At 50.4% G+C, this 20,173-nt stretch carries 16 protein-coding genes; 4 read left to right on the forward strand and 12 right to left on the reverse strand.

Features of this window, described 5'->3' with window-relative positions; translation table 11 throughout:
• Positions 1-5: 5 nt before the first annotated feature.
• Positions 6-803 (reverse strand): SDR family NAD(P)-dependent oxidoreductase, encoded by a 798-nt coding sequence (locus OZ401_RS21875; RefSeq protein ID WP_341470655.1) that lies wholly within the window; start codon positions 801-803, stop codon positions 6-8.
• A gap of 457 nt (positions 804-1,260) precedes the next feature.
• On the opposite strand from OZ401_RS21875, the gene OZ401_RS21880 reads away from it, so the two are divergent.
• Positions 1,261-1,464, forward strand: a complete 204-nt coding sequence (locus tag OZ401_RS21880) for a hypothetical protein (RefSeq protein WP_341470656.1) — start codon at positions 1,261-1,263, stop codon at positions 1,462-1,464.
• Positions 1,465-1,525: 61 nt separating this feature from the next.
• Here OZ401_RS21880 and OZ401_RS21885 read toward each other — a convergent pair whose 3' ends face one another.
• The 3 genes from OZ401_RS21885 to OZ401_RS21895 form a co-directional block, all read right to left on the reverse strand.
• Positions 1,526-2,371, reverse strand: a complete 846-nt coding sequence (locus OZ401_RS21885) for a class I SAM-dependent methyltransferase (protein ID WP_341470657.1) — start codon at positions 2,369-2,371, stop codon at positions 1,526-1,528.
• A gap of 221 nt (positions 2,372-2,592) precedes the next feature.
• A complete protein-coding gene (locus tag OZ401_RS21890) occupies positions 2,593-3,042 on the reverse strand; it encodes a hotdog fold thioesterase (protein ID WP_341470658.1) in 450 nt (149 codons plus the stop codon).
• 692 nt (positions 3,043-3,734) lie between these two features.
• Positions 3,735-4,328 carry a HEAT repeat domain-containing protein gene (locus tag OZ401_RS21895; RefSeq protein WP_341470659.1) on the reverse strand — a complete coding sequence of 198 codons (594 nt, stop codon included), beginning with the start codon at positions 4,326-4,328 and terminating at the stop codon, positions 3,735-3,737.
• Positions 4,329-4,459: 131 nt separating this feature from the next.
• On the opposite strand from OZ401_RS21895, the gene OZ401_RS21900 reads away from it, so the two are divergent.
• The gene (locus OZ401_RS21900; RefSeq protein ID WP_341468347.1) at positions 4,460-5,728 is read left to right on the forward strand and encodes an IS4 family transposase; all 1,269 of its coding nucleotides are present in this window, start codon (positions 4,460-4,462) and stop codon (positions 5,726-5,728) included.
• A 3-nt stretch (positions 5,729-5,731) separates the two neighbouring features.
• Here the strand turns inward: OZ401_RS21900 and OZ401_RS21905 are convergent, their stop codons facing one another.
• From OZ401_RS21905 to OZ401_RS21925, 5 genes are all read right to left on the reverse strand, one after another.
• A complete protein-coding gene (locus OZ401_RS21905; protein WP_341470660.1) occupies positions 5,732-7,021 on the reverse strand; it encodes a HEAT repeat domain-containing protein in 1,290 nt (429 codons plus the stop codon).
• A gap of 406 nt (positions 7,022-7,427) precedes the next feature.
• Positions 7,428-9,281 (reverse strand): hypothetical protein, encoded by a 1,854-nt coding sequence (locus OZ401_RS21910; RefSeq protein WP_341470661.1) that lies wholly within the window; start codon positions 9,279-9,281, stop codon positions 7,428-7,430.
• A gap of 244 nt (positions 9,282-9,525) precedes the next feature.
• Positions 9,526-11,136, reverse strand: a complete 1,611-nt coding sequence (locus tag OZ401_RS21915; RefSeq protein ID WP_341470662.1) for an MDR family MFS transporter — start codon at positions 11,134-11,136, stop codon at positions 9,526-9,528.
• A gap of 326 nt (positions 11,137-11,462) precedes the next feature.
• The gene (locus OZ401_RS21920; RefSeq protein WP_341470663.1) at positions 11,463-12,698 is read right to left on the reverse strand and encodes a transthyretin-like family protein; all 1,236 of its coding nucleotides are present in this window, start codon (positions 12,696-12,698) and stop codon (positions 11,463-11,465) included.
• A 54-nt stretch (positions 12,699-12,752) separates the two neighbouring features.
• A complete protein-coding gene (locus OZ401_RS21925; RefSeq protein WP_341470664.1) occupies positions 12,753-13,340 on the reverse strand; it encodes a hypothetical protein in 588 nt (195 codons plus the stop codon).
• A 326-nt stretch (positions 13,341-13,666) separates the two neighbouring features.
• Between OZ401_RS21925 and OZ401_RS21930 the strand changes: the two genes are divergently transcribed.
• Together OZ401_RS21930 and OZ401_RS21935 are read left to right on the forward strand one after the other, a co-directional pair.
• The gene (locus tag OZ401_RS21930) at positions 13,667-14,461 is read left to right on the forward strand and encodes an IS5 family transposase (protein ID WP_341469196.1); all 795 of its coding nucleotides are present in this window, start codon (positions 13,667-13,669) and stop codon (positions 14,459-14,461) included.
• A gap of 53 nt (positions 14,462-14,514) precedes the next feature.
• Positions 14,515-15,183, forward strand: coding sequence for a Uma2 family endonuclease (locus OZ401_RS21935; protein ID WP_341470665.1), 669 nt, complete (start codon positions 14,515-14,517; stop codon positions 15,181-15,183).
• Between the two features lie 25 nt (positions 15,184-15,208).
• Here OZ401_RS21935 and OZ401_RS21940 read toward each other — a convergent pair whose 3' ends face one another.
• From OZ401_RS21940 to OZ401_RS21950, 3 genes are all read right to left on the reverse strand, one after another.
• Positions 15,209-15,892: an IS1096 element passenger TnpR family protein gene (locus OZ401_RS21940; protein WP_341470666.1), complete on the reverse strand. Its 684-nt coding sequence runs from the start codon at positions 15,890-15,892 to the stop codon at positions 15,209-15,211.
• 71 nt (positions 15,893-15,963) lie between these two features.
• Positions 15,964-18,807: a DUF6311 domain-containing protein gene (locus OZ401_RS21945; RefSeq protein WP_341470667.1), complete on the reverse strand. Its 2,844-nt coding sequence runs from the start codon at positions 18,805-18,807 to the stop codon at positions 15,964-15,966.
• A gap of 74 nt (positions 18,808-18,881) precedes the next feature.
• A complete protein-coding gene (locus tag OZ401_RS21950) occupies positions 18,882-19,976 on the reverse strand; it encodes a threonine aldolase family protein (protein ID WP_341470668.1) in 1,095 nt (364 codons plus the stop codon).
• Between the last annotated feature and the right edge of the window lie 197 nt (positions 19,977-20,173).

Consider the following 20,173-nt stretch of genomic DNA (forward strand, 5'->3'; position numbering starts at 1 on the left):
CCAACTCATGCGGGTTGCGTGGGTACGTAGATATTGCGGTGGGTGAAGGGGGCGCGTAGCACTCGCCATACCAACTTGCGATTGGGTAGCCAGTTAATGTATGCACCGTGCTTCTGATTTGCCAGCATTTTCTTGACCAGCCACGGCGTAACCGTTTCCACTCGATCGCCCATTATATTGAAAAACTTCCGCGCTCTCTCCGAGCCTTCGCCCTCCAAACCCGGCTGCATCAAATCGGTGACCACGATGCCGGGACTCAGGTAGCACACTTTCACGGGTGTTTTGGCAGCCTCGATGATTAGCCCTTTGGTAAAATAGGATACGCCCGCTTTGCTGGAGGCGTAGATAATCGTTTTCGGCACAACCGGTCCGCTATCGCCCATGCCCATCATGTTGTAAATCTGACCTGAGCCTTGTGCCAACATCCCCTTAAACGCCACTTTCGAGCCGAACATCTCGCCTAGCAAGTTGGTGCGAATTACCGCATTAATGGTATCGGTTGGCACATCCCAGAAAAATTCGCGGGGATAGCCCATCCCGGCGTTATTAATCCAGATGTCCACCTTGCCATAGTTGTTGATAGCGGCATCCCACAGTCCTTGAAGCTGTACCGGGTCGCTCACATTGCAAACATGGCTCTTAACCCGCGCCGCTCCGAATCGCGCTGCCAGACTTTTCTCGGCTGCGGCTACTTCTGCCGGAATATGCGCGCTGATGGTAACGCGCTGCCCTTGTTTGAGAAATTCTTGCGCCAAACCGTAGCCAATGCCTGTGCTGCTGCCGGTAATCACAATGCTTTTCATGCCAAGCCTTTCCTATGTCAATTTGCGGGTATATGATTCTTTAACCAGCTTTATTATGCCTCAGAAAAGCGCAAATGCCTGTAGCTTGCGTTTCTTTTGAGGATTTGTAATGCGCCGTTCCGCGCGGGGTTTTCAGGGGTGTCCACTTGAACTCCTCTTTCCAATTTCCCCCTTGAGGGGGCAGGGGGTAAATAGTTACGGAAATTCTATTAAACTTTCAAGCGGCTAGAGGTCGTTAGAGAAAAAGGCTTTTCTGGATGCCAATCTACATATCCCCCGTAAATAGTACGGGCAGGGGCGAAAAACTAGAAAGATTTAGGCCTGAACAGGCTTTAAAGCAACAAAGCGGCTTTAGTGATAAACATCATATCTGCTCTAACCGTATTAGCTTACTATATAACTGAAATTATGTTGTCGCCGAGAGTTATTTGCATCAAAAGAGTAGGAGCAAAATCGAATGGAAAATAATAAGCCTGTCTCTGAAAAAGAGCCGATTCAGCCTGATGGTGAAGCCGAAAAAGAATTATCCGAGAACGACCTTGATAATGTGGCGGGCGGTGGCGGTGGCTTTTGGAGTGGGAAATCGCCCATAGCCAGAGTCGGTTTGCCAAATGAATTGCTGCCTGCGGTGCAAAAAATCATGCCGGGTGGGGCTATCTAATAGCTTGCTACCTTGTGCGGGGCGGTTTGCCAATACTCGGTGAACCGCCCTTTGCGTACCTCTATTTTACCGCTACCCCTGCCAGCGAGACGTTATTTAACACGTAGCTCTCGCCCTGCCGATATGCCTGTAAATCCTGCCGAGTTTGCGCCACCAGTTGTTCCATCACTTCGGGCGGTTGCTTGGCAAGGGAGACGGTGGTTATTCCCGCTGCGTCCAAAAATCCCTGCCAATATTCCTCTGCCCCCGCTACGGTCAGGCTGGCGTTGAGCCGTTCCACCCGCGCCTCGCCGAAGCCACACGCATGCAACAACCCTTCCACCACGCCCGGCGCACCAAAGCGAAACATAGAAGGACGTTCTACGCGAGGCGGCGGAAATTGGCGCGTTATTGCCAGCAACGCCAGACGGAGGAAATCCACCTCATGTTCTTCGCCCCACACTGTAACCGCTACGCGCCCGCCCGGCTTCAGCACGCGCCAAGCCTCCAGCAACGCCTTTTCTGGGTGCGGAAAGTGCATCAGCCCTAGCCCAATCAGGACGGCATCGAAACTCTCGTCTGCTGCTGCCAAATGCTCGGCATCCATCACCGTAAAGCTGATGTTTTCCAGCCCTTCGCCTTGCGCCCGCTTGCGCCCGATTTCCAACGCCTGTTCCGCAATGTCAATGCCGATAATCGCCCCTTGCGCCCCTACTTTTCGGGCAGCGTAGCGCGACACCAAACCGGGACCGCACGCCACATCCAGCACGCGCCCGCCCGTTTCCAATCGCGCCAATTCTACCATCCGTTCCAACGCGCCTCGGTTCACCTCAACCCCGCGCTCGTAACGTTCTGCCACCAGATTAAAGCCCGCCCGCTCTTGCTGCTTGAAACGTTTGGGGTCGAAACTTGCTTTTTCCGCGCTCACTTTAGCCTGCTTTCTCACCGGATGTCGGTTTTTGGTTGATATTTATCACCCCCTGCCCCCCTCAAGGGGGAAAGGAGAGAGGGAATTTTAGGGGACACCCCTTTGACCCCGCACAGGGGTTGCCACCCCTGAGAACCCCGCTCAGAATCCCCTGCCCCCTCAAGGGGGAAAGGAGAGAGGGAATTTTAGGGGTTGCCACCCCTGAGAACCCCGCTCGGAACTTAGAGGTTCGGTTTTTGCTTGATTTCGGTTACGGCGACGGTGCAACGCGAGACGCACACCAACCGCCGTTTTTCATCGTAGATTTTTATGTCCCACACTTGCGAACTGCGTCCTCGATGCAGCGGTATCGCCTCGCCTGTCACCATCCCGTCTCCGATGGGGCGCAGGTGGTTGGCGTTGATTTCTTGCCCCACCGCTACATGGGTGGTGCGATCGGGCAGGTTCAGCCACGCGCCCAGTGAAGCCAGCGATTCGGCAAGCGCCACATTCGCGCCCCCGTGTAGCAAGCCAAAAGGCTGATGGTTTTTGGAGTTGACCTGCATCGTGCCGACCATTTTCTCCGGGCTGGCTTCGACAATCTCAATATCAAGCGAGCCGTGCAGGGTATTATCCTTATATTGCTGATTGATTAATTTCGCTGCTTCGTACTTATCTTCTGGAAGTTGCACCACATATCCCCCTTGTCATATAACAAGCGTTACAAATTCGCATGCCTCATAAATATAACAATCGTTATATTATGGAATCCGGCTAACAGGTTCAATTGTGAACCCATGTTAAACCAACATATCCCCAATCGGTAGAATCGGGAAAACCGCTCTTTTGCTTTGGCAAGGAGTTTCAACCCCTTGTATTAATTCGCTGCCCATCGCATTTGGGCAACGAGAATTATAAGCCTTTCCGCCCTTAAGGAAAAGCGGAATCGGCAAACCATATTCGTGGCGATAGAGACATATCCCCCGTTTGTGGTATGGTGAGGAGAGGGCAAGGGTTTGGGGGTTCGGGTTGGTAGGGGCGTATTTGAATACGCCCGCGATAGGTGAAAAAGGGCGTAGAATGCGTCCTTACCCGAACGGGGGCAACGCACGATAAGGACATATCCCCGCTTGTGGTGAAATGAGGAGAAGGGAAAGGGACTTGAGCAAATTGTTACCGAATGGTGGTTCTAATTGTCTTGATGCGCTCGGCGTTTGGTGGCGTTTATCGATAGGGTTGTGGCAATGGGCGATGGGGACATATCCCCCCCCCCGATGGGTTTATACGTGTGGGGGTAACGGAATATCTGAGAGGATTGTTGTAAGCGTAAATGCTTGTCTGGTATCCGTGTAGGTGGTCACCACTACACCCGCGCCCGTGACAACTATAGCATTATTTGACTTACTTCAAGTTTTTTAATCTTTTCCCAAGCTACTCTTCTTATTGATTCCTGCGAGTGATTTCGATATAGCCAACTAAGGGTCGGTAAGATAGTAATATCTTCGAACTTGGCTAGAGCTTCGACTATTTCTACATTAATTGGCCTATTTTGGCAAATTAAAATGAGCGGTTCAACCGCTTTTTTCTCATTCAAATCGCTTAAAGCCTTTGCTGCACTAGCCCGTACAACTAAACTTTCATCTTTTAAGGCTTCTATCAAATAACCTACTACTTGCGGACTAGCAATTGTTCCTAGCGCACTTACACTTCTCATTCTAAGCCAAGCATCTTCACTTTTTAGGCTATTGAGAAGAAATCCAATTGCCCCATCATCCTTAGTCTCACCTAATGCCCATACAATTACCTGCTGCCATTTGCTTTCATTATGTATGTGTATATAGGTAAGTAGTGGCTTTACCGCTCTACCTCTACCTATTTTTCCTAAAGCAAGAATACTGGCGCTTTTAATTTCATCATCCTCAGCAGAATCATCCATGATATTGAGAAGAGCCTCAAAAGCATTGCTATCTCCAATCATGTCTAAAGCCATCAGTTACAAGTTAAGGGATTAGGAGATAAGTCAAATCAATACGAGGTGAAAAAAAGCCCTATTCCAATTACAATAGGGCGATGGAAAAAGAAGAAAAACCACCAAAAAAAGCGAGTAGTGTGCGGCATACCAGAGCCATCGCCCTTGATCGCTCAAAAAGACCCACGATCGCTCCCCCGCCCGAAGAAATCGAGCAACTGCTGGCGGAAGTGGTGCAACCCAACACTTTTAGTCTGATCCGGCTCTATCAGGAAATGGGCTTACGGGCGCGTACTCTGACCCTGCCAGTAATGCTGGCTTTCGTCCTCAGTCTGATCTGGCGTCAGATCGGGGCCGTCTCTGAAGCGGTCAGAGTAATCAAGCAAGAAGGAATGTTATGGCAGCCGCCGATCAGGGTCACTCAGCAAGCGATCAGTCAACGCCTGCGGGAAATGCCAGCGGCTCTGTTTGAAGCGGTCCTAAACGAAGTGCTGCCCCTGATGCACCAGCGTTGGCGCCAGCGTCAGCGTCCTCTGCCACCTGAGCTGCAAAGGGTTTTAGCCCACTTCAGCCGGGTGGCCGCGGTGGATGGTTCCACCCTGGATGCTTTGATCAAGAAAACCGGTTTACTGCGAGAAATAGAAGGCAGCGTCTTAGCGGGGAAAATGATGGGTTTGCTGGATGTAGCCAGCCAGTTACCCCTCAAAATCTGGTATGGTGAAAATAGCGCAGCCCACGATCAGAGCTGGTGGGAAGCCATTATCGAGACTTTGGAAACAGAGAGTTTGACGCTGTTTGATCTGGGCTTTGTAAATTATGGCCGTTACCGGCAGTTGACGGTGGAGCACAAGTACTTTGTGACACGGGTAAAAAGTAGGATGGACTACCGGGTGGTGCAAGCGCTAACCAATGAGGAGGGAGTGCGGGAGTGGTTGATCGCGGTGGGTTCCAAAGAAGAGAAAAGTGAGCAGGTACTGCGTCTGGTGGCAGTGGAATGGGAGGGGAAAAGTTATTGTTATTTGAGCAATGTGTTGGAGAGGTCCCGTTTAACTGGAGCTACGATAGCCTATCTTTATCGCCAGCGGTGGCGGATCGAGGAGGCTTTTAAGGTAGTAAAACGGCAGTTGGGTCTGGCTTATTTTCACGCCGGCAGCATAAATGCGATCTGCCTGCAGGTCTGGGCTACCTGGTTATTGTATTGTGTTTTGATAGACTTGACCGACAGCGTAGCGGAAGAACTAAAACAACCTTTTAAGGCAATCTCAGTAGAAATGGTCTATCGGGGGTTATACCATTACAGCCAGGCCTTAAAGCGGGGAGAAACCTTGAGTGTTTCTCAGTATCTGGCTCAAAATGCCAAGTTATTAGGGATTGTCAAACGCCCTTCCAAAAGACCTCTTCTTATTTGACATTTACTTTGCTACCTTAACTTGTAACCTATGGTCTAAAGCGTAAATCACTTCCAGACGGATTTCTTTATCCGGATGCTTCAGCCTTGTAAGAAGTGCAGGTAATGCTCTTGTATCCTTGAGTTTTCCAAGATGCTCCAATAAAACTAATAGAACCCTGACTTCATTTTCTTTCAGCAATAAATTCGCTAATGGAACTGCTGCATTTGGCGGATCAATCCGGTATAACGCTTCAATCGCTGCACCCCGCACTTTATTTTCGCGGTCTTGTAAACAGTTCATAATAGCGATTTCTACCAGTTTATTTCCGCCGCCTATTTTTTCCAGCACCGCTAAAACTTGCTCTCTTACTTCTGGATAAGAATCATTTAAGGCTGTGAGCAAAGGCTCTATTGCAGCTTTATTGCTCAATTTCTTCAAGCCAATTGCCGCTAGTTCTCTTACTTTTGGATTCAAGTGCTTCAAGAACAAAACCAATTCTTCTAAAGCTTCAGGATATTCACCGACTGTTTCAACAAGAGCTATTTTGAAGATGAAGTCTTCTTCCTCATCCAGGATTATTTCAAGTAGAGCTTGTAATATTCTATTATCACGAAAACTTCTCAGGGCTTTGGAAGCCTCTGAGCGAATGTTAAAGGATTTGCCGTTAGTTGTCTCATCTTTATTTTTCACGACTTGGAGTAGAATTTCGATTGCTTTTTGATCTCCAATAAAACCCAACACCCTTACAATATTCAGTCGTTCCTGATAATCACTCACTTCTTGGAGTCTAGAAATAAGATTCGGTACTAACGTTGAATCAAATGCAGCCCACATTGGCAACATTTCTTTGAATTGTTTAAGCCTCACCCTATCAAGAAATTCTGGTTCTAATAATTGTGAAGTGCAAAACTTAGCACAAAAGTAATTTTGTAACCGTACGCCTTTGAAACATACCAACTGCTCTGTCTGAAATATTAACCCGGCAGTTGTAGCCCAACCCAACAATTCTTCTGCTTCTTGCTTTTCTTCTATCCTCAAAGGTGCTTCTTTTTGAGGCGAATCTTTTCGTGTTTTAATCCGAAAAAGCCATTTCAGAGCGATATTTAAATCAATTGCGTCAGCCCAAACTGGCGTATAGGTTGCATCGTTTGATTTGTTACCAGAGGTATATTTTGAGTCAGTTAGGTTGAAGGCTAAAATGGAAAGCGCTTTGTGCAATTGCTCAATCCGGTCAGAAGGTATCTTATTCATCTCAGCGAGATGCGCTATTCTTTTATTTACGTATATTTCTAAATGATTAATAGCATTCATTGCATTACAATTTTTCTGGCACTGTAAAATTTGAAAACATCGTCAACCCACATGTTACTATAACTTAAATGTACAACCTTCGGTAAGGTGCAAAGTTGGAGAGAAGGGCGTATTCAAATACGTATCCACCCGAAAGGTGGCAAGCATACGAATGGGACATATCCCCCGATTGAATTGTGATTGTAGTGTGGGGAGAAGGGGAGGGTTTGGGTTGATAGAGGTGCATCTGATGCGCCCTTTTTCGCTGGGGCAACGCGCGATAGGGACATATCCCCCGTTTGTAATGATGTAATGAAATGAGGAAGAGAGGGAGAAGGTAAGGGGCGAGAGGCGATTCGAGAATCGCCCCTGCATTAAACTCTCATGGGATGGGTTGAAGGGCGCAGCGGAATACGCCCGCGTTGGATTACTGCCACCCCTTCTGGCGCAAAAGGGCGTTGCCGAGCAAGCCGAGCAACACCTCGAAGCGCGTCCCGGTGTTTTCGGGATGCCACTCGAAGCGGTTGCGCTCGAAATATTGCACCACATAGGTTTTGCCGTCATCCGGGTTCACCTCGTTGAATTCCTCACTGATGGGGTAGCCATACATCGAAAGTCCCCCGTTCTTATCCCAATACGCCTTAAAGCTGTTGCGTAGGTTGTGCCCGGTTTGGGGGAAATAGGTTGCGCCCGGATAGCGCATATCCTCGAAGCGGTTGAACGCGCCGTTCCCGCTTGCCCGTTGCTGCTCGGTAAACTGCACCCCCAACAAGCCGAGCAATATCTCGTAGGGTGTGCCTTTATTCTCAGGGTGATACTCGAAGCGGTTGCGCTCGAAGTATTGCACCACGTAGATTTTGCCATCGCTAGGGTTCACCTCGCGGAAAGGCTCGGTTTTGGCGTAACCGAATTGCGCTGTACCACCGTTCGCCTCCCAATATTGGCGGAACAAGGGCGAGAGGTTGTGGCGCGTTTCTACGAAATAATAGCCCTTGTCTGCGGGGGCGGGGTTGGTCATGTTGCGGCTCGATTGCGCGGGTAACTCCAGCGTGTACAGCCGACCATCGCGTTGCGCCAACAGCTTGAAAGGGGCGTAGGGCGTAACATCCAGAATCGACATGTTCGCGCCGAGTTTTTGCCAGCTTGTGCCGCTGTCGCCGCTGTACCAAAGATTCCCGCTCAGGTTGGTGAAGCCTATCAGGAAGCTGGAAGGTGCATCCGATATTGCCTGAACCGTTAGGCTAGGCGGCACGCCCTTGCCATCGCCCAATAATTCGGCGGGTATCGGCAAACTCTGCCATGTAGCGCCGCCATCCTTGCTGCGCTCAAGTTGGTAACTGCCCATATAAGCCGCTTTCAGTCGTAGGATGCCGTCCGCACTGTAGAAAGTTGAGACGCTGCCGGACATTCCGCTGCTGCCCATCGTTTGGAAAGTGCGCCCGCCATCGGTTGAGAGGTAGTTGGTAGAGCCGCCGCTCGAACCTGCGCCGCCGTTGCTTATCATCATAGCCAGATAATCCACCGGGGGACGGAAACCGGGCAAGGGCGGAAACCACACTTGCGGCTCAAAATAAATCCCGGTGGATTCATGTTCCGAGCGTTTCTCCCATGTTGCGCCCGCGTCTGCCGAAAAATAGATGGCGTATTTCATCTTGTTGGGCGCAACGGCATCTTTCACCTGCGAAAAGCCGTAGAGGGCGCGTCCGTCCGCTTTTGCAACGGTGATGCCACGCAAAATCCCGCCAAGCTGTTGCGCCCCTTCCGTCCAATTCAAACCGCCGTCGCTGCTGGCAAAGAAAGTGCTGGTGTAAACGACTTTCCCGTTCACCGTCTGCGAATTTACTTGCAAACTATAGACGTAAAGCGAGCCATCGGTGGCATAATGCGTTACCTGATGGGCAATAGTGCGCCCGTTCGGGAAAGCGGGGGAGTACACCACGCCGCTACCCTCGTCCGCAAGTCTGTAAGAATAGCCGGTATAGGGATTACAAAGGATAAAATAGTTGGGGCTGTGGTCATACGCGCCCGTAGCGAGGTTCACGCTTACTGTGCCGAAGTCCGGGTAATCCGAGTATAACCCGCTAAAGTGGTAAACATTGGGGCTTGTGCCGTCAAAGCAACGCGCCGGAGAATAGAAGGCGTTGGAATATTTGAGGCTAACGCTGGTATCGTGCCACCCGGCGGGAGGGTCTGCCGCTTGTGCTGTTCCCGCAGTGGTAGCGACCACCGTTAACAGCATAATAATTGCCAGTAGCGTGTTAATGCTCAAGTTTCTTTTCATGTCCCATCCTTTCATAATTCCCACCACTCGCCCTATTTATATGAAACGTAGAACCGGGCATTAGGTTCTTTGAACCTGACTTAATTTGGCAAAATTCAGCCAAACTTGCTGCGACAAAGCTTGAGCCATCAACTACTGCTATATTAACGCTATTTGGGCTTAATTTGGGGGGAAGTAAAGGGAGGTTTCTTCTATTATATAGGTGAATAGGCAAGAGGTGTTAACCCCTTGCCTCTAATCTTTTTTAGGCTGCCAATTCTTCTTTTTTCACGACAACGGGTGTTTCGGTAGGTTGCCGCTTCTTCAAGCCGGATTTGACGCGAATGGCAGGCACCATCAATGCGCCTAGCAATACTACCACCGCCAGTCCGGTAGTGATGAACAAGCCGTTGTGAATGGCGGCGGTTAGGGTAGTGCGTACCGTATCCACCAGCGATTCGGGCAGATTTCCCGCGACTCCCTTGTTTAACAGGTTTTGCGGTTCTGAGATAGTTTCCAGCAGTTTGGCTGGTAACCCGGCAGCGGCAGGCGCGGCGGTGATTGCCGAAGCGTAGCTGTTGGTGACGATTGTGCCGATTACCGCTACGCCCATGGTGCTGCCGATTGAGCGGAAGAACTGTACGGTGGCAATGCCCACCCCTATTTCGCGCCGCGACACCGATTCTTGCACTACAATGGTCATACTCGGCATCACCTGTCCTAGCCCAAAGCCGATTATCATCATAAAGATTGTAACCGACCACAGCGGCGAGTCGGTATTGATGGTGAGCAAGAGCGACATTCCTACCAGTACGGTCAGGCTACCGCTGATGAAAGGCAATTTGAGATAGCCCACGCGCCCGATGAACTGCCCGGTCAGGATGTTGGCGGTGACCATTGCCAATGCCAACGGGGTAGTGATTGCGCCCGAACTGGCAGCGGATTGTCCCTTCACCACCTGAATAAAGAGCGGGATGAATAGAGTTGTGCCAAGCAGGGTTGCGCTGGAAGTAAAGCTGACCAATGCCATTGTGCGTACCCCTTTGTTGGCGAACAACTTGAGGGGCAAAATCGGTTCGGTAACGCGCGTTTCTACGAAGATAAAGACCACCAACAGCGTCAACGCTGCCCCTAGCAAGCCCAGAATTTGCGGGCTGTTCCAAGCGTAACCGCGTGGTTCGGCATGTCCGCCCCAAGTGAGCGCAAGCAGCAAGCTGACTACTGAGCCGGTCATGAAGAATGAGCCTAGCCAATCGACTTTGCGCGCCCCTTTAGGCGTGGATTTTGGCAGATTGAAGATGAGCGCCAGCACTGCCACCGCTCCTACCGGTACGTTCACATAGAACACCCAACGCCAATCGAGATTATCGGTGATGAAGCCGCCCAACGCGGGACCGACTACCGAGGATAGCCCGAAAACGGCGGCAATCAAGCCTTGCCAGCGCGCGCGTTTGGCGGAGTCGGGGAAGAGTTCGGCGACCATCGCGAAGGCGTTGGATTGCAACATGCCCGCGCCGATGCCCTGAAAGCCTCGGAATATTACCAGCCAAAGCATCGAAGGAGCTGCGCCGCTCAGAGCAGAACCAGCCACGAAAACAAATACCGCGGGCAACAATAAGGTTCTGCGTCCGAACATGTCGCCGAGCCTTCCGGCAATCGGGATAGTAGCGGTGGAGGTGAGCAGGTAGGCGGTGCTGACCCACGCGAACAGCGAAAAGCCTTGCAGTTCTTCCACGATGCGCGGCAACGCCGGGTTCACGATGGTCTGATCGAGCGCAGCCAGCAAGATGCTCATGATTATGCCCGATAGAGCCAGTATTAAACGTTTATTTTCTGATGGTTGCGGCTTTTCCGCGGACAGTTCTTTTACAGCCACTTTCAATAATCCTTTAGCTAGTCAGGCAAGGGCTTTGAACCCCTGTTTGGGTTGTACGATTAAATTTCTCTATATGTTTGGGTACTAGGATGGCTCGTTTCCTCACCACACATGCTTGATGCGACAATGATTGATACAGCAATCATTGATGTGACAATGATAATAAAGAATCGTTGATATGTCAATGGTATTTAGAATTAAATTTGAGGGAAGGAAAAAGGGGGTTGCTTCTATATTATAAGAGCGTGTTTGCTTATGTAAAAAGGGCAGTTCGCCTCTAAACGAACCGCCCTAACTTCTTCTTTTACAGTTGTATCAGTACCTACTTATTGCGGTGTCCAACTAACCGTAGTGGTAGCGGTTTCAGACCCATAAGTTACCTTAACTGTTACTTTTACTTCAAAACCTTTAGTCGGTCCGCCCACGTCCCAAACTGTGCTAGATTTTCCATCTGCGCCTGTGTCGTTGCCTGTAAAATCACTTCGTTTAGACTTGTAAGCAACGGAATAGGTTACTTTAGCGCCTGCAACGGGCTGCCCATTTTTGTTTGCGGCTACACATAGAGTTTGGTTTCCACCAGAAATACTTGGCTGAGCAAGGCTGGCGTTGATACTCAGGTTAGGGCTAACTGGCGGTTTATCGCCTGTACAACTGGCGCTATTGTTTGCTACCCCCTGAATATAGCGCCATTGGAAATAATGCTGCCCGATGTTGCCCATTTCAACTCTAAATTCTAACGGGTTGTCTGGCGTATAGGTCAGCACGCGCCGCTCAAATAGTTGGATTAAAACATCTCTTTCCTGTCCGGCTACAACCGCTTTTGCCCAATAAGCCTCAGAAATTGGGTAGCCGAACACATTGGCAATTGGGTTATCGGTATAAACTCGCCCTATTACAAATTTTGAGTTGAGCCAAATTCGCCCGGTGAGATTTTGGAAATCCACAAATACCTGCGGGATGTTATGACCAAGCGTAGATTCATAAGAACCGATTGTTATTTGAGCAGGTACGCTATCAAGGGTTTTTACTACCCCTTCTCGATTAATCCCAAGATTGGCTATTTTCCCTGTCTTATCTGTTGCGGTATTTTCTCCGGGATTAAAAGTCACCACGTTTTTGAAACTGGCGTAGGTGGGCGCAATTGCATTACCACCGCCGCTGTTATCATCCCCTGCTACTTGGCTTGTACTTGGTTGTAATGTGGAGAACTTAGCATTTCCGTCCTGACGTTGTCCAGTCACAAGTTCTTTGGTAAGTAACCCGTTAGTGACAAACTGCCCGTCAGTAGAGATTTCCATACGGCTCTTGTCAAAATATTGTACCTGTCGCTTACCCGATGGCGCTTCCTGATAATCTTCTTCAAGTATTCCAAAACTGTTAGGTCCCCAAGTGAAACCCCTACCTGCGCCCGGCACTTCATCCACCAGTTTGTCGCTATATTGCCATAGCTGTTTGAACTTATCATTGCCATAGGCTGGCGCGGCTACAGAAACCGAGATAGGAATGAACATCAATGATGCAATAGTAAACACAAAGATTAGCGCGGAAAGTCGTTTCCTCATAAAGTGAAATCTCCCTTGTTGTTTTTTAGTCTAAAAATACGCTCAGCCACCCGATTATTTAGTTCGGGGGACGATACCGATATTCTGTAGCATGCTTATCACCAAACTGAGCGCGAAAAAAGCTCCCATTATATAAGTCCATATAGGCGGATCGGCATTCAGGTCTTTGCCGGCAACCGACTCCAGAAATAAAACCTGCCTAGTGCGGTTGAGTACTCGCGTACCTAACTGTTTTGAGGGGGGGATGAGATATAACACCAGACCGCCAAAAGCCCAAACGAACGCAAACCAGAAACCAATAAAAAGCGTATAAAGCACTATACCGCCTGAGTTCGAGGGTTTTCTGCGCTGGTAGTAAACCGGGGCAGGATAATAAACTGGCTGTGGAGGTGGGGCTTGCACTACTATAACTTGTGGTACTACAGGAGGCGGTGGTGATGCAGGAGCTTGTTGGGCGGGCTTGGGTGGTTGCTGTTTTTCCAAACAGCGTTCAATCAAGCCTCGAATTTCCTCATTCTCTGGATGATAGGATGCAAGGCTGTACAATTGCATCAGGGCTTCCTGAAAACGACCACCACGCATTAAATCCTTTGCCTCACCTAATTTGAAATCATCTTCGAGCGAAAACTTTGACTGTGACATGATTTCCTCTTCTTGCTACTAAATATAAAATAGCGCCGCTTTAATACCCAAAAGCAATAGAAGTAACAATGAGTTTATAATAAACAACCATTATTCCTCGCAAGAATTCAGTATACAACTTTGCAATATGAAAACTAGGTGTAGTTCAGTCACTACTAGGAAAAAACCCATCTAATAGTTTAAATGCTAATCTTATATTAATTTAAAGTTCGAGATTCTAGGAAATCCATAAGAAATAGGATTTAAAATCCCTTGCTTAGAGCGTTTCTTAAAACTGAGTAAAGAAGAAAGTTGAAATAAAAAAGAATAATGGGTAAGCTCGTATTATGAGTACAAGAAAAGCTTACCCTACCGACCCGAGCGATGCCGAGTGGGAAATCATTATGCCATATTTCCCCCCTAACAGTCGAGAAGGTCGTCCCAGAGTACATCCCTATCGTGAAATAGTCTGCGCCATCTTCTACTTACTCAAAACTGGTTGCCAATGGGAAATGCTTCCACAAGAGTTTCCTCATTGGAAAACAGTCTATCACTACTACCGTCTGTGGCGCTGGAACGGTCTTTGGCAACGTATTTACGAGGCACTACACCAAAAAGTGCGAGTTAAGGCAGGACGAAATCCCCAACCCAGCGCTGGTATCATCGATAGCCAGTCAGTAAAAACCACCGAAGTTGGAGGAATACGGGGTTACGATGCAGGAAAAAAGGTGAATGGGCGCAAGCGGCACCTGCTGGTGGACACCTTGGGCTTTCCGATCGTGGTCAAAGTACAAGCTGCGAATATACAAGATCGAGATGGGGCAATAGAAGTGCTGGCCACTGCTGAGAATAAATGCCGTACCCTGAAGTTGGTATGGGCGGATGGAGGTTACAGCGGAAAGTTGGTAGAGTGGGTGGCTGGAATGTTCGATTTTGAACTGGAAATAGTCAAACGCACCGACGATATTAAAGGTTTTAAGGTACAACCGCGTCGTTGGGTAGTAGAACGGACGCATGCCTGGATCGGGCGGAACCGACGAATGGCGAAAGAGTATGAGCGTTTACCACAGCATTCGGAAGCCAATATTTACATTTCTATGATCCGTTTGGCTCTCAAAAGGCTTTCTAAACTTTCGCCTTGATCTAGTTTTAAGAATGGCTCTTAGCTTCAAACCTACGAACTATCTTTCTTGAGTTGTTTTCCCACCGTGCTATAATTGAGCGGATATGGCAGCAAAGAAGGGGGTTAGCTCATTCCAAATCGGCAGGATTATACGCTAGAGGAATATCTTCGGGAAGAACCACGCGCCGAGAGCAAGCGCGATTTCTACAACGGACAGATTTATGCGATGGCGGGGACAGTCCCAACCATAGCCGCATTGCTACCAATCTTCTGACCGAATTGAGCGTGGCGTTGCGTGGTAGGGACTGCGAAGCCTTTAACAGCGATTTGAAAATCGGTATTGCCACCGGAGGTATTTCTAAAAGTCGGACGAAAAAGCAAACCACTGAAGATTTCATCACCTATCCCGATTGCAGCATAGTGTGCGGTAAACTGGAATATTACAAAGGTGATCGCTTTACCGTGGCTAATCCCACCGTTTTGTTCGAAGTATTAAGCCCCTCTACCCGCAATTATGACCGCAGTTTCAAGCTTGAGCAGTACCAGAAAATCCCCAGTTTGAAAGCCTATGTGATGCTCGATTCTGAACAAGTGCGCCTCGAATATTACTCAAAGGTGGGCGAGGGCGAATGGGTGCAGCGCATCTTGTTGGAATCGGAAGATGCGCTGACGTTGCAGGAATTGAGCCTATCGCTGCCCTTGCACGCGCTTTACGCCAGAGTCGAGTTTGAGGGCGAATAACACTCCCCATGCGTTCCGGTGGATTTCAGCCGCAATAGGCGCACACCCCCATGCGAGGCGAGTTTACCACTGGCAGCAGCATATCTTCTTCGCACTCATGGTCTTCTTCATGCTCTTCGCACACAAAACCGCTGCCATCGTCTTCCCAAATACATTGGCTGCAAATCGAGGTAGCGGGTTCACCGCAAACTTCGCAGGCAAATTCGGGCGCATTGTTGCGTGCCAACAACTGAATGGGGCTACTAAGCGGCAAAATGCCTTCGCGCTCGCCCACCACCTTTAATTTTAGCTCGGTGGTAGAGCCGAAATCATACTCGTAATCGAAGGATTGCCCCACCGCCACTACATTTTCAAGCTTAACGTCCCACATGTCTTCGTCGCCCGTGTCATAATCGGGATCAACTGAACTGATATAAGATTCATCGCCAATGGTGAATGCGCTGAGATGCCCGCAACACTCCACCCAAATAGCCCGCAAATATTCATCGAGGGTAACCAGCGAAGTATCCGCCCTGATTTCAAGGTGCAGCCAATACAAAGGCGAGTCTTTGGATGTCACCACCAGATGCAGCAGCTTGCTAGGTTTGTCGGTGGGCGTAACGCCAGCCTTAAAGCGGGACGGGCAACTGGTAAGATGCTTGGTCATTCCGGCTTTACTGAATTCAGTCTGGCAAAACTCGCACTTCCCTTTTGAACTTACTCTTGCCATAGCTTTGTTTAACCTCCTCCATCTAGGTATTAAATAAATGCAGCTGTATTATACAAAATATTGCTTAAGGCTTAGGGGGTAGGCGGCAGCACTAAGAAACTGATGGGCGTGTCGTAACCCTTGAAATCGGTCAGGCGGCGTTTGGAAGGGTCGGCGCGATCGCCATCCGCCCAGAGGGTAAAATCAAAGAGGCGCACGCTGCCGAGCAACTTGTTTCCGGCATAGAGCGTCAGGTTGGCGCGAAAATCGCCGATGCGCCCGTAGCTGTTAATATCCAAATCTTTAGGATTGGGCGGGTAATTCGTCACCGTTTGCCCGTTTAGGCTAGTTGACATAACTTTGGTAGGTAAGTCCAGCTTGTATTCCAGCGTTCCGCCCACGCCCTGCACCGCCACCGACCAATAGCCATAGTGACCGGAAGGGTGCGACCCCCACGGATAGTTATACACATCCAGCGTAGCAGTGTAGCTACCGCCAGCCGAAACCAACCGCACCTGCGCCACCCCGCTATTGTCCTGCCGCTGTGCGCTTGCGGTCACCAATGCCACGTCCGGGCGCAATTCCACTTTACCGCTATCGGGCGAATCGCCTTGCCACAATTCCGCCCAAGCCACCATCACCTTATCGCCCGTGAAGCTGAGTTCGCGGGCTGTGCCGCTGTTCATTGTCACCACCGACAAGCCCGCCGCCAGCGTAAAACTCTGCGAAAGGCTACCCGCTTTCAAAACCACCTGTGCCGGAGCGGTTGCAGCAAACGCCACCCGCACATGCGCCGCTGCGCTCGGAGTCTGCCCGAAAGCGATATTGCCCGTGGCGTTACTGCGGGTAAAATCCAAACGCGCCAGCAGTTGCGGACTACTACGGTACAGTTCTAACAGGCTGTTGCGGTAGAGCAAATCCTCGCGCTGGAAGCCGTAAAGGGTGGGGTCTTCGCCCGCTTGAAGCAACAAGAAGGCGGCTTTCTGCCCGGAGGGAAGTGGCGACAAGGACTTAAAGCCCACGTTGATTGTGCCGTACAGCTTTTCGGCTTTGGTAACGCCGCTATGGGTCAGGTAGTAAGCGGGCAATTCCAGCAATTGCGGGTCGCTGCGGTTGTAGCCCACGAAATAGAGCGGGTCGTCCGGTTTTACCCATTGCGAAAGGTTGCGCACCCATTTATCGGTTTTAAGCTCATAGATATAGGTACTGTCGAAACGGGCTGCCAGCGACACTTGACCGGAAAACTCACTCGCCAACCCTTGCTCAATGCGACTCCACAACGGCTTGAGGGTAGAGTCCGCACTGTTTATCACCAGATAGCGCACCTCCAACCCCTGCAACAGTTCCAATAGGCGGCGGCTAGGAAATTCTTGCTGGAAGGATTTTTTCAGGGCATCATAAGCGGGGGGCATGAAGCCGCTAAAGCCGTTCATGAGCGGTTGCCAGTCGGTACGCGCCCAATATTGGTAGAACAGGTTGCTGCTATCGCTACTGGAAAGCGGCACATTTAGCACCGCGCCCGCTTCGTGTTCTGCCAACCAACGATTCACCGAGGGCGGGTCTTGTCGCAGGGCGTTGCTGTTGAGATAATTAACATCGCTGACATATTCCAGACAGAGCAAGGCAAGCAGGGGAACGGCAAGATAAGCGGTTTTGAATTTCCAACGCCGTTGCAGGGTAGCCACCGCAAACCCGGCAAGCACCGCCACCGCCAGCGCCACCACATAGATAAAGCGCACCGGCACACGCAAGCCCTGAAAGCCCGGCACGAAATAGTAGAGCAGGGCGTAGGGCAGGGGAATTGCGCCGAATCGCCCGCTGTTCCAAATCGGACCAAAGGTGAAAATGATCGCCAGAATTGCCAGCAGAATGTAAAATAGCCCATCTTTTTCTAGCTTGCGCCGTTGCCATGCCCTCACCATCCCCGCCAACGCCAGAAGGCTTGCCACCAAACCAAGATACAAACCGCGCTCACCGCCACGCGCGCTATTCCACCAGTTGAAGGAGAAAGCGGGGGCGTAGAGCCATTGGTTGAGCTTGTTCTCTTTCGCCACATCCAGATAATAGTAGGGTTGCGCCGAATAGTTTACTACTTCGGCAGGGCTACGCTCGAAACCAAGCTCAGCCTGAACGCTGAGATAGGGCAAATAGAAGGGCAGAATTAGCAGGAAGGCTAAAAGCAGCGCAAGGGCAAGCGGGAACAGCTTTTTAAGCGATTCACCCGGCTTTTTCAGAAATGCCCTTGCGCCAAATCCGGCATGATAGAGCAGATACAGCCCCACCACCACCACCATAAAAAGCCCTAGATAGGTGCTGGAAAGAGCTTGCATGGCAAAGAAAAGCGCGAACAGGAAGGCATCGAGCGGACGCTTGCGCAGGACGAAACGGCGCAGGAATAGTAAGCCAAAGGGCATCCATTCGGTTGCTAACAGGTGCAAGTGGGAGAGTTGCCCAAAGCGATGCGGAAAGAAGGCAAAGATTAAACCCGCCGCTACCGAAGCCGTCCATTTCCCGGTCATTTCGTAAACCAGCAAATACATCGCCCAACCGCTCAGCACAAAAGAGAGCAGCAACAGCAAGTTGTAGCCCAACACCGGGTTTCCGGTCAGCCAGATAAGGGGGGTTACCAGCAGAGCTTGCCCGATGAGGCTTTCGCTGAACGCCAGCGAATTGGCGTAGGGGTAGAAAATATTGGCGTTGAACAGGTTGAAGGGGTTGGTTGCCAGCGCGTGTGCATCCCAATCGAGCGTCCAGACCTGCAAAAGCGCGTCGCCCCACCCTTCAAGGCTGCGTCCGGCGTTCGCTACGACATTCCACAGCATCCACACGGTTATGGCGGTAAAAAAAGCCAGCGTCAACAAATGTCGTTGCCAGTTTTTCAACGCATGGGGACGCGAGAGAATTTCAACTTTGAGTATTGCCGATTCGGTTTTCACGAGATTCTTCTGCAACAAATGTTAGAGACGCGACAAAGCGCGTTCCTACATAACCCTTAACGTTAACCCTGATACTAGCGCATTTTGGCAAGTTCGAGCAAGCGCGTCACGCTTGCCACTATCTCCGCATCGCTCCATTCCAGCGTTGCCTCGCCCACTGTAAATTCTGTCACTGTATAGCCGGGAATGGCGCTTTCCAGAAAGAAGCCGAACAGCCATGTGCGCTCGGTTTCGGCAAGCTGTAGCACGGCAGTTTCCAGCGCAGACAACGGCGCGGGCAAAAATAGCTGAAAAGCATTGGTGTGGGGCGGTTCCGGCGCAATTCGCAACCCCGCTATTTGCGACAACAACGCCGCAATTTCACGGGCGCGTCCGCAATATTCAGCCATGCGCGGCAAGTGGTGGTGTAAACCTTCCAACGCGGACAAAACGAACGGAAAGACCGTCCAGATATTGCCGCCCAAACGGGTGCGCCACACCTTCGCCTCGGCAATGAAATCGGGCGCGCCTGCCAGCACACAACCCGCCATTCCGCCCAAGCCCTTGTAAAAAGAAACGTACACCGAGTCTGCCAACGCGCTTATTTCGGCGCAGGTGCGCCCGTAGTAATAAGCCGATTCCCACAAGCGCGCCCCGTCAAAATGGAGCGGGATTTGCCGTTCGTGCGCCCAACCCGAAATTGCCGTCAGTTCGTCCCAAGTGGGCAACTTGTACCCGGCGTTACGCAGCGGTAGCTCAACCACAATTGCCCCAATCGGTTCGTTCAACTTCTCAAGATCGGGCAGGGTGTAGGGCTGATAATCCGTGCCTACTCGCAATAAACTTATGCCCATATAGCGTTCAATCGCGTTTAGTTCGTTCGAATCAATGTGACTTTTGGGATGCACTGCTACCGTGTTGATGCGCGAACGTTGCGTCCACACCTTCAAGGCAGCCAATTGCGCGGTGACACCCTTCGGCAAGAAAATAGCGGCGGGCTTGCCCAATAGTTCCGCCACCTCTTTTTCCAATATTTCCATGGCAGGTCCGTCATTATACATGTCGGGGCGCAGCGTTGCGTAAGGCGATTCTGCCAGCCTGAGTAACCATTCGCGCTGGTTGAGCGGTTTATGTCCGGTGAGATAGCGCGTACATTGGGCGCGTAACTCACGAGCTTTAGGAGTATTCATGCAATTCCTCGGTCTAGTACAGATACACGTAACAATTCAGTTAAATAGTAAATGACCTATGTAACTGACGGAATCCGCGCGGGGGTGCAACCACTGTGCGGGGTGACAATACCCCATACGGGGCACAGGGGGTGTCCCCTTGAACATCTCTCTCCTCATATGCCCCATAAGGATTATATACCAATCAGGCAAAATTT

The sequence above is a fragment of the Candidatus Chlorohelix allophototropha genome (assembly GCF_030389965.1).
GTDB lineage: Bacteria > Chloroflexota > Chloroflexia > Chloroheliales > Chloroheliaceae > Chlorohelix > Chlorohelix allophototropha.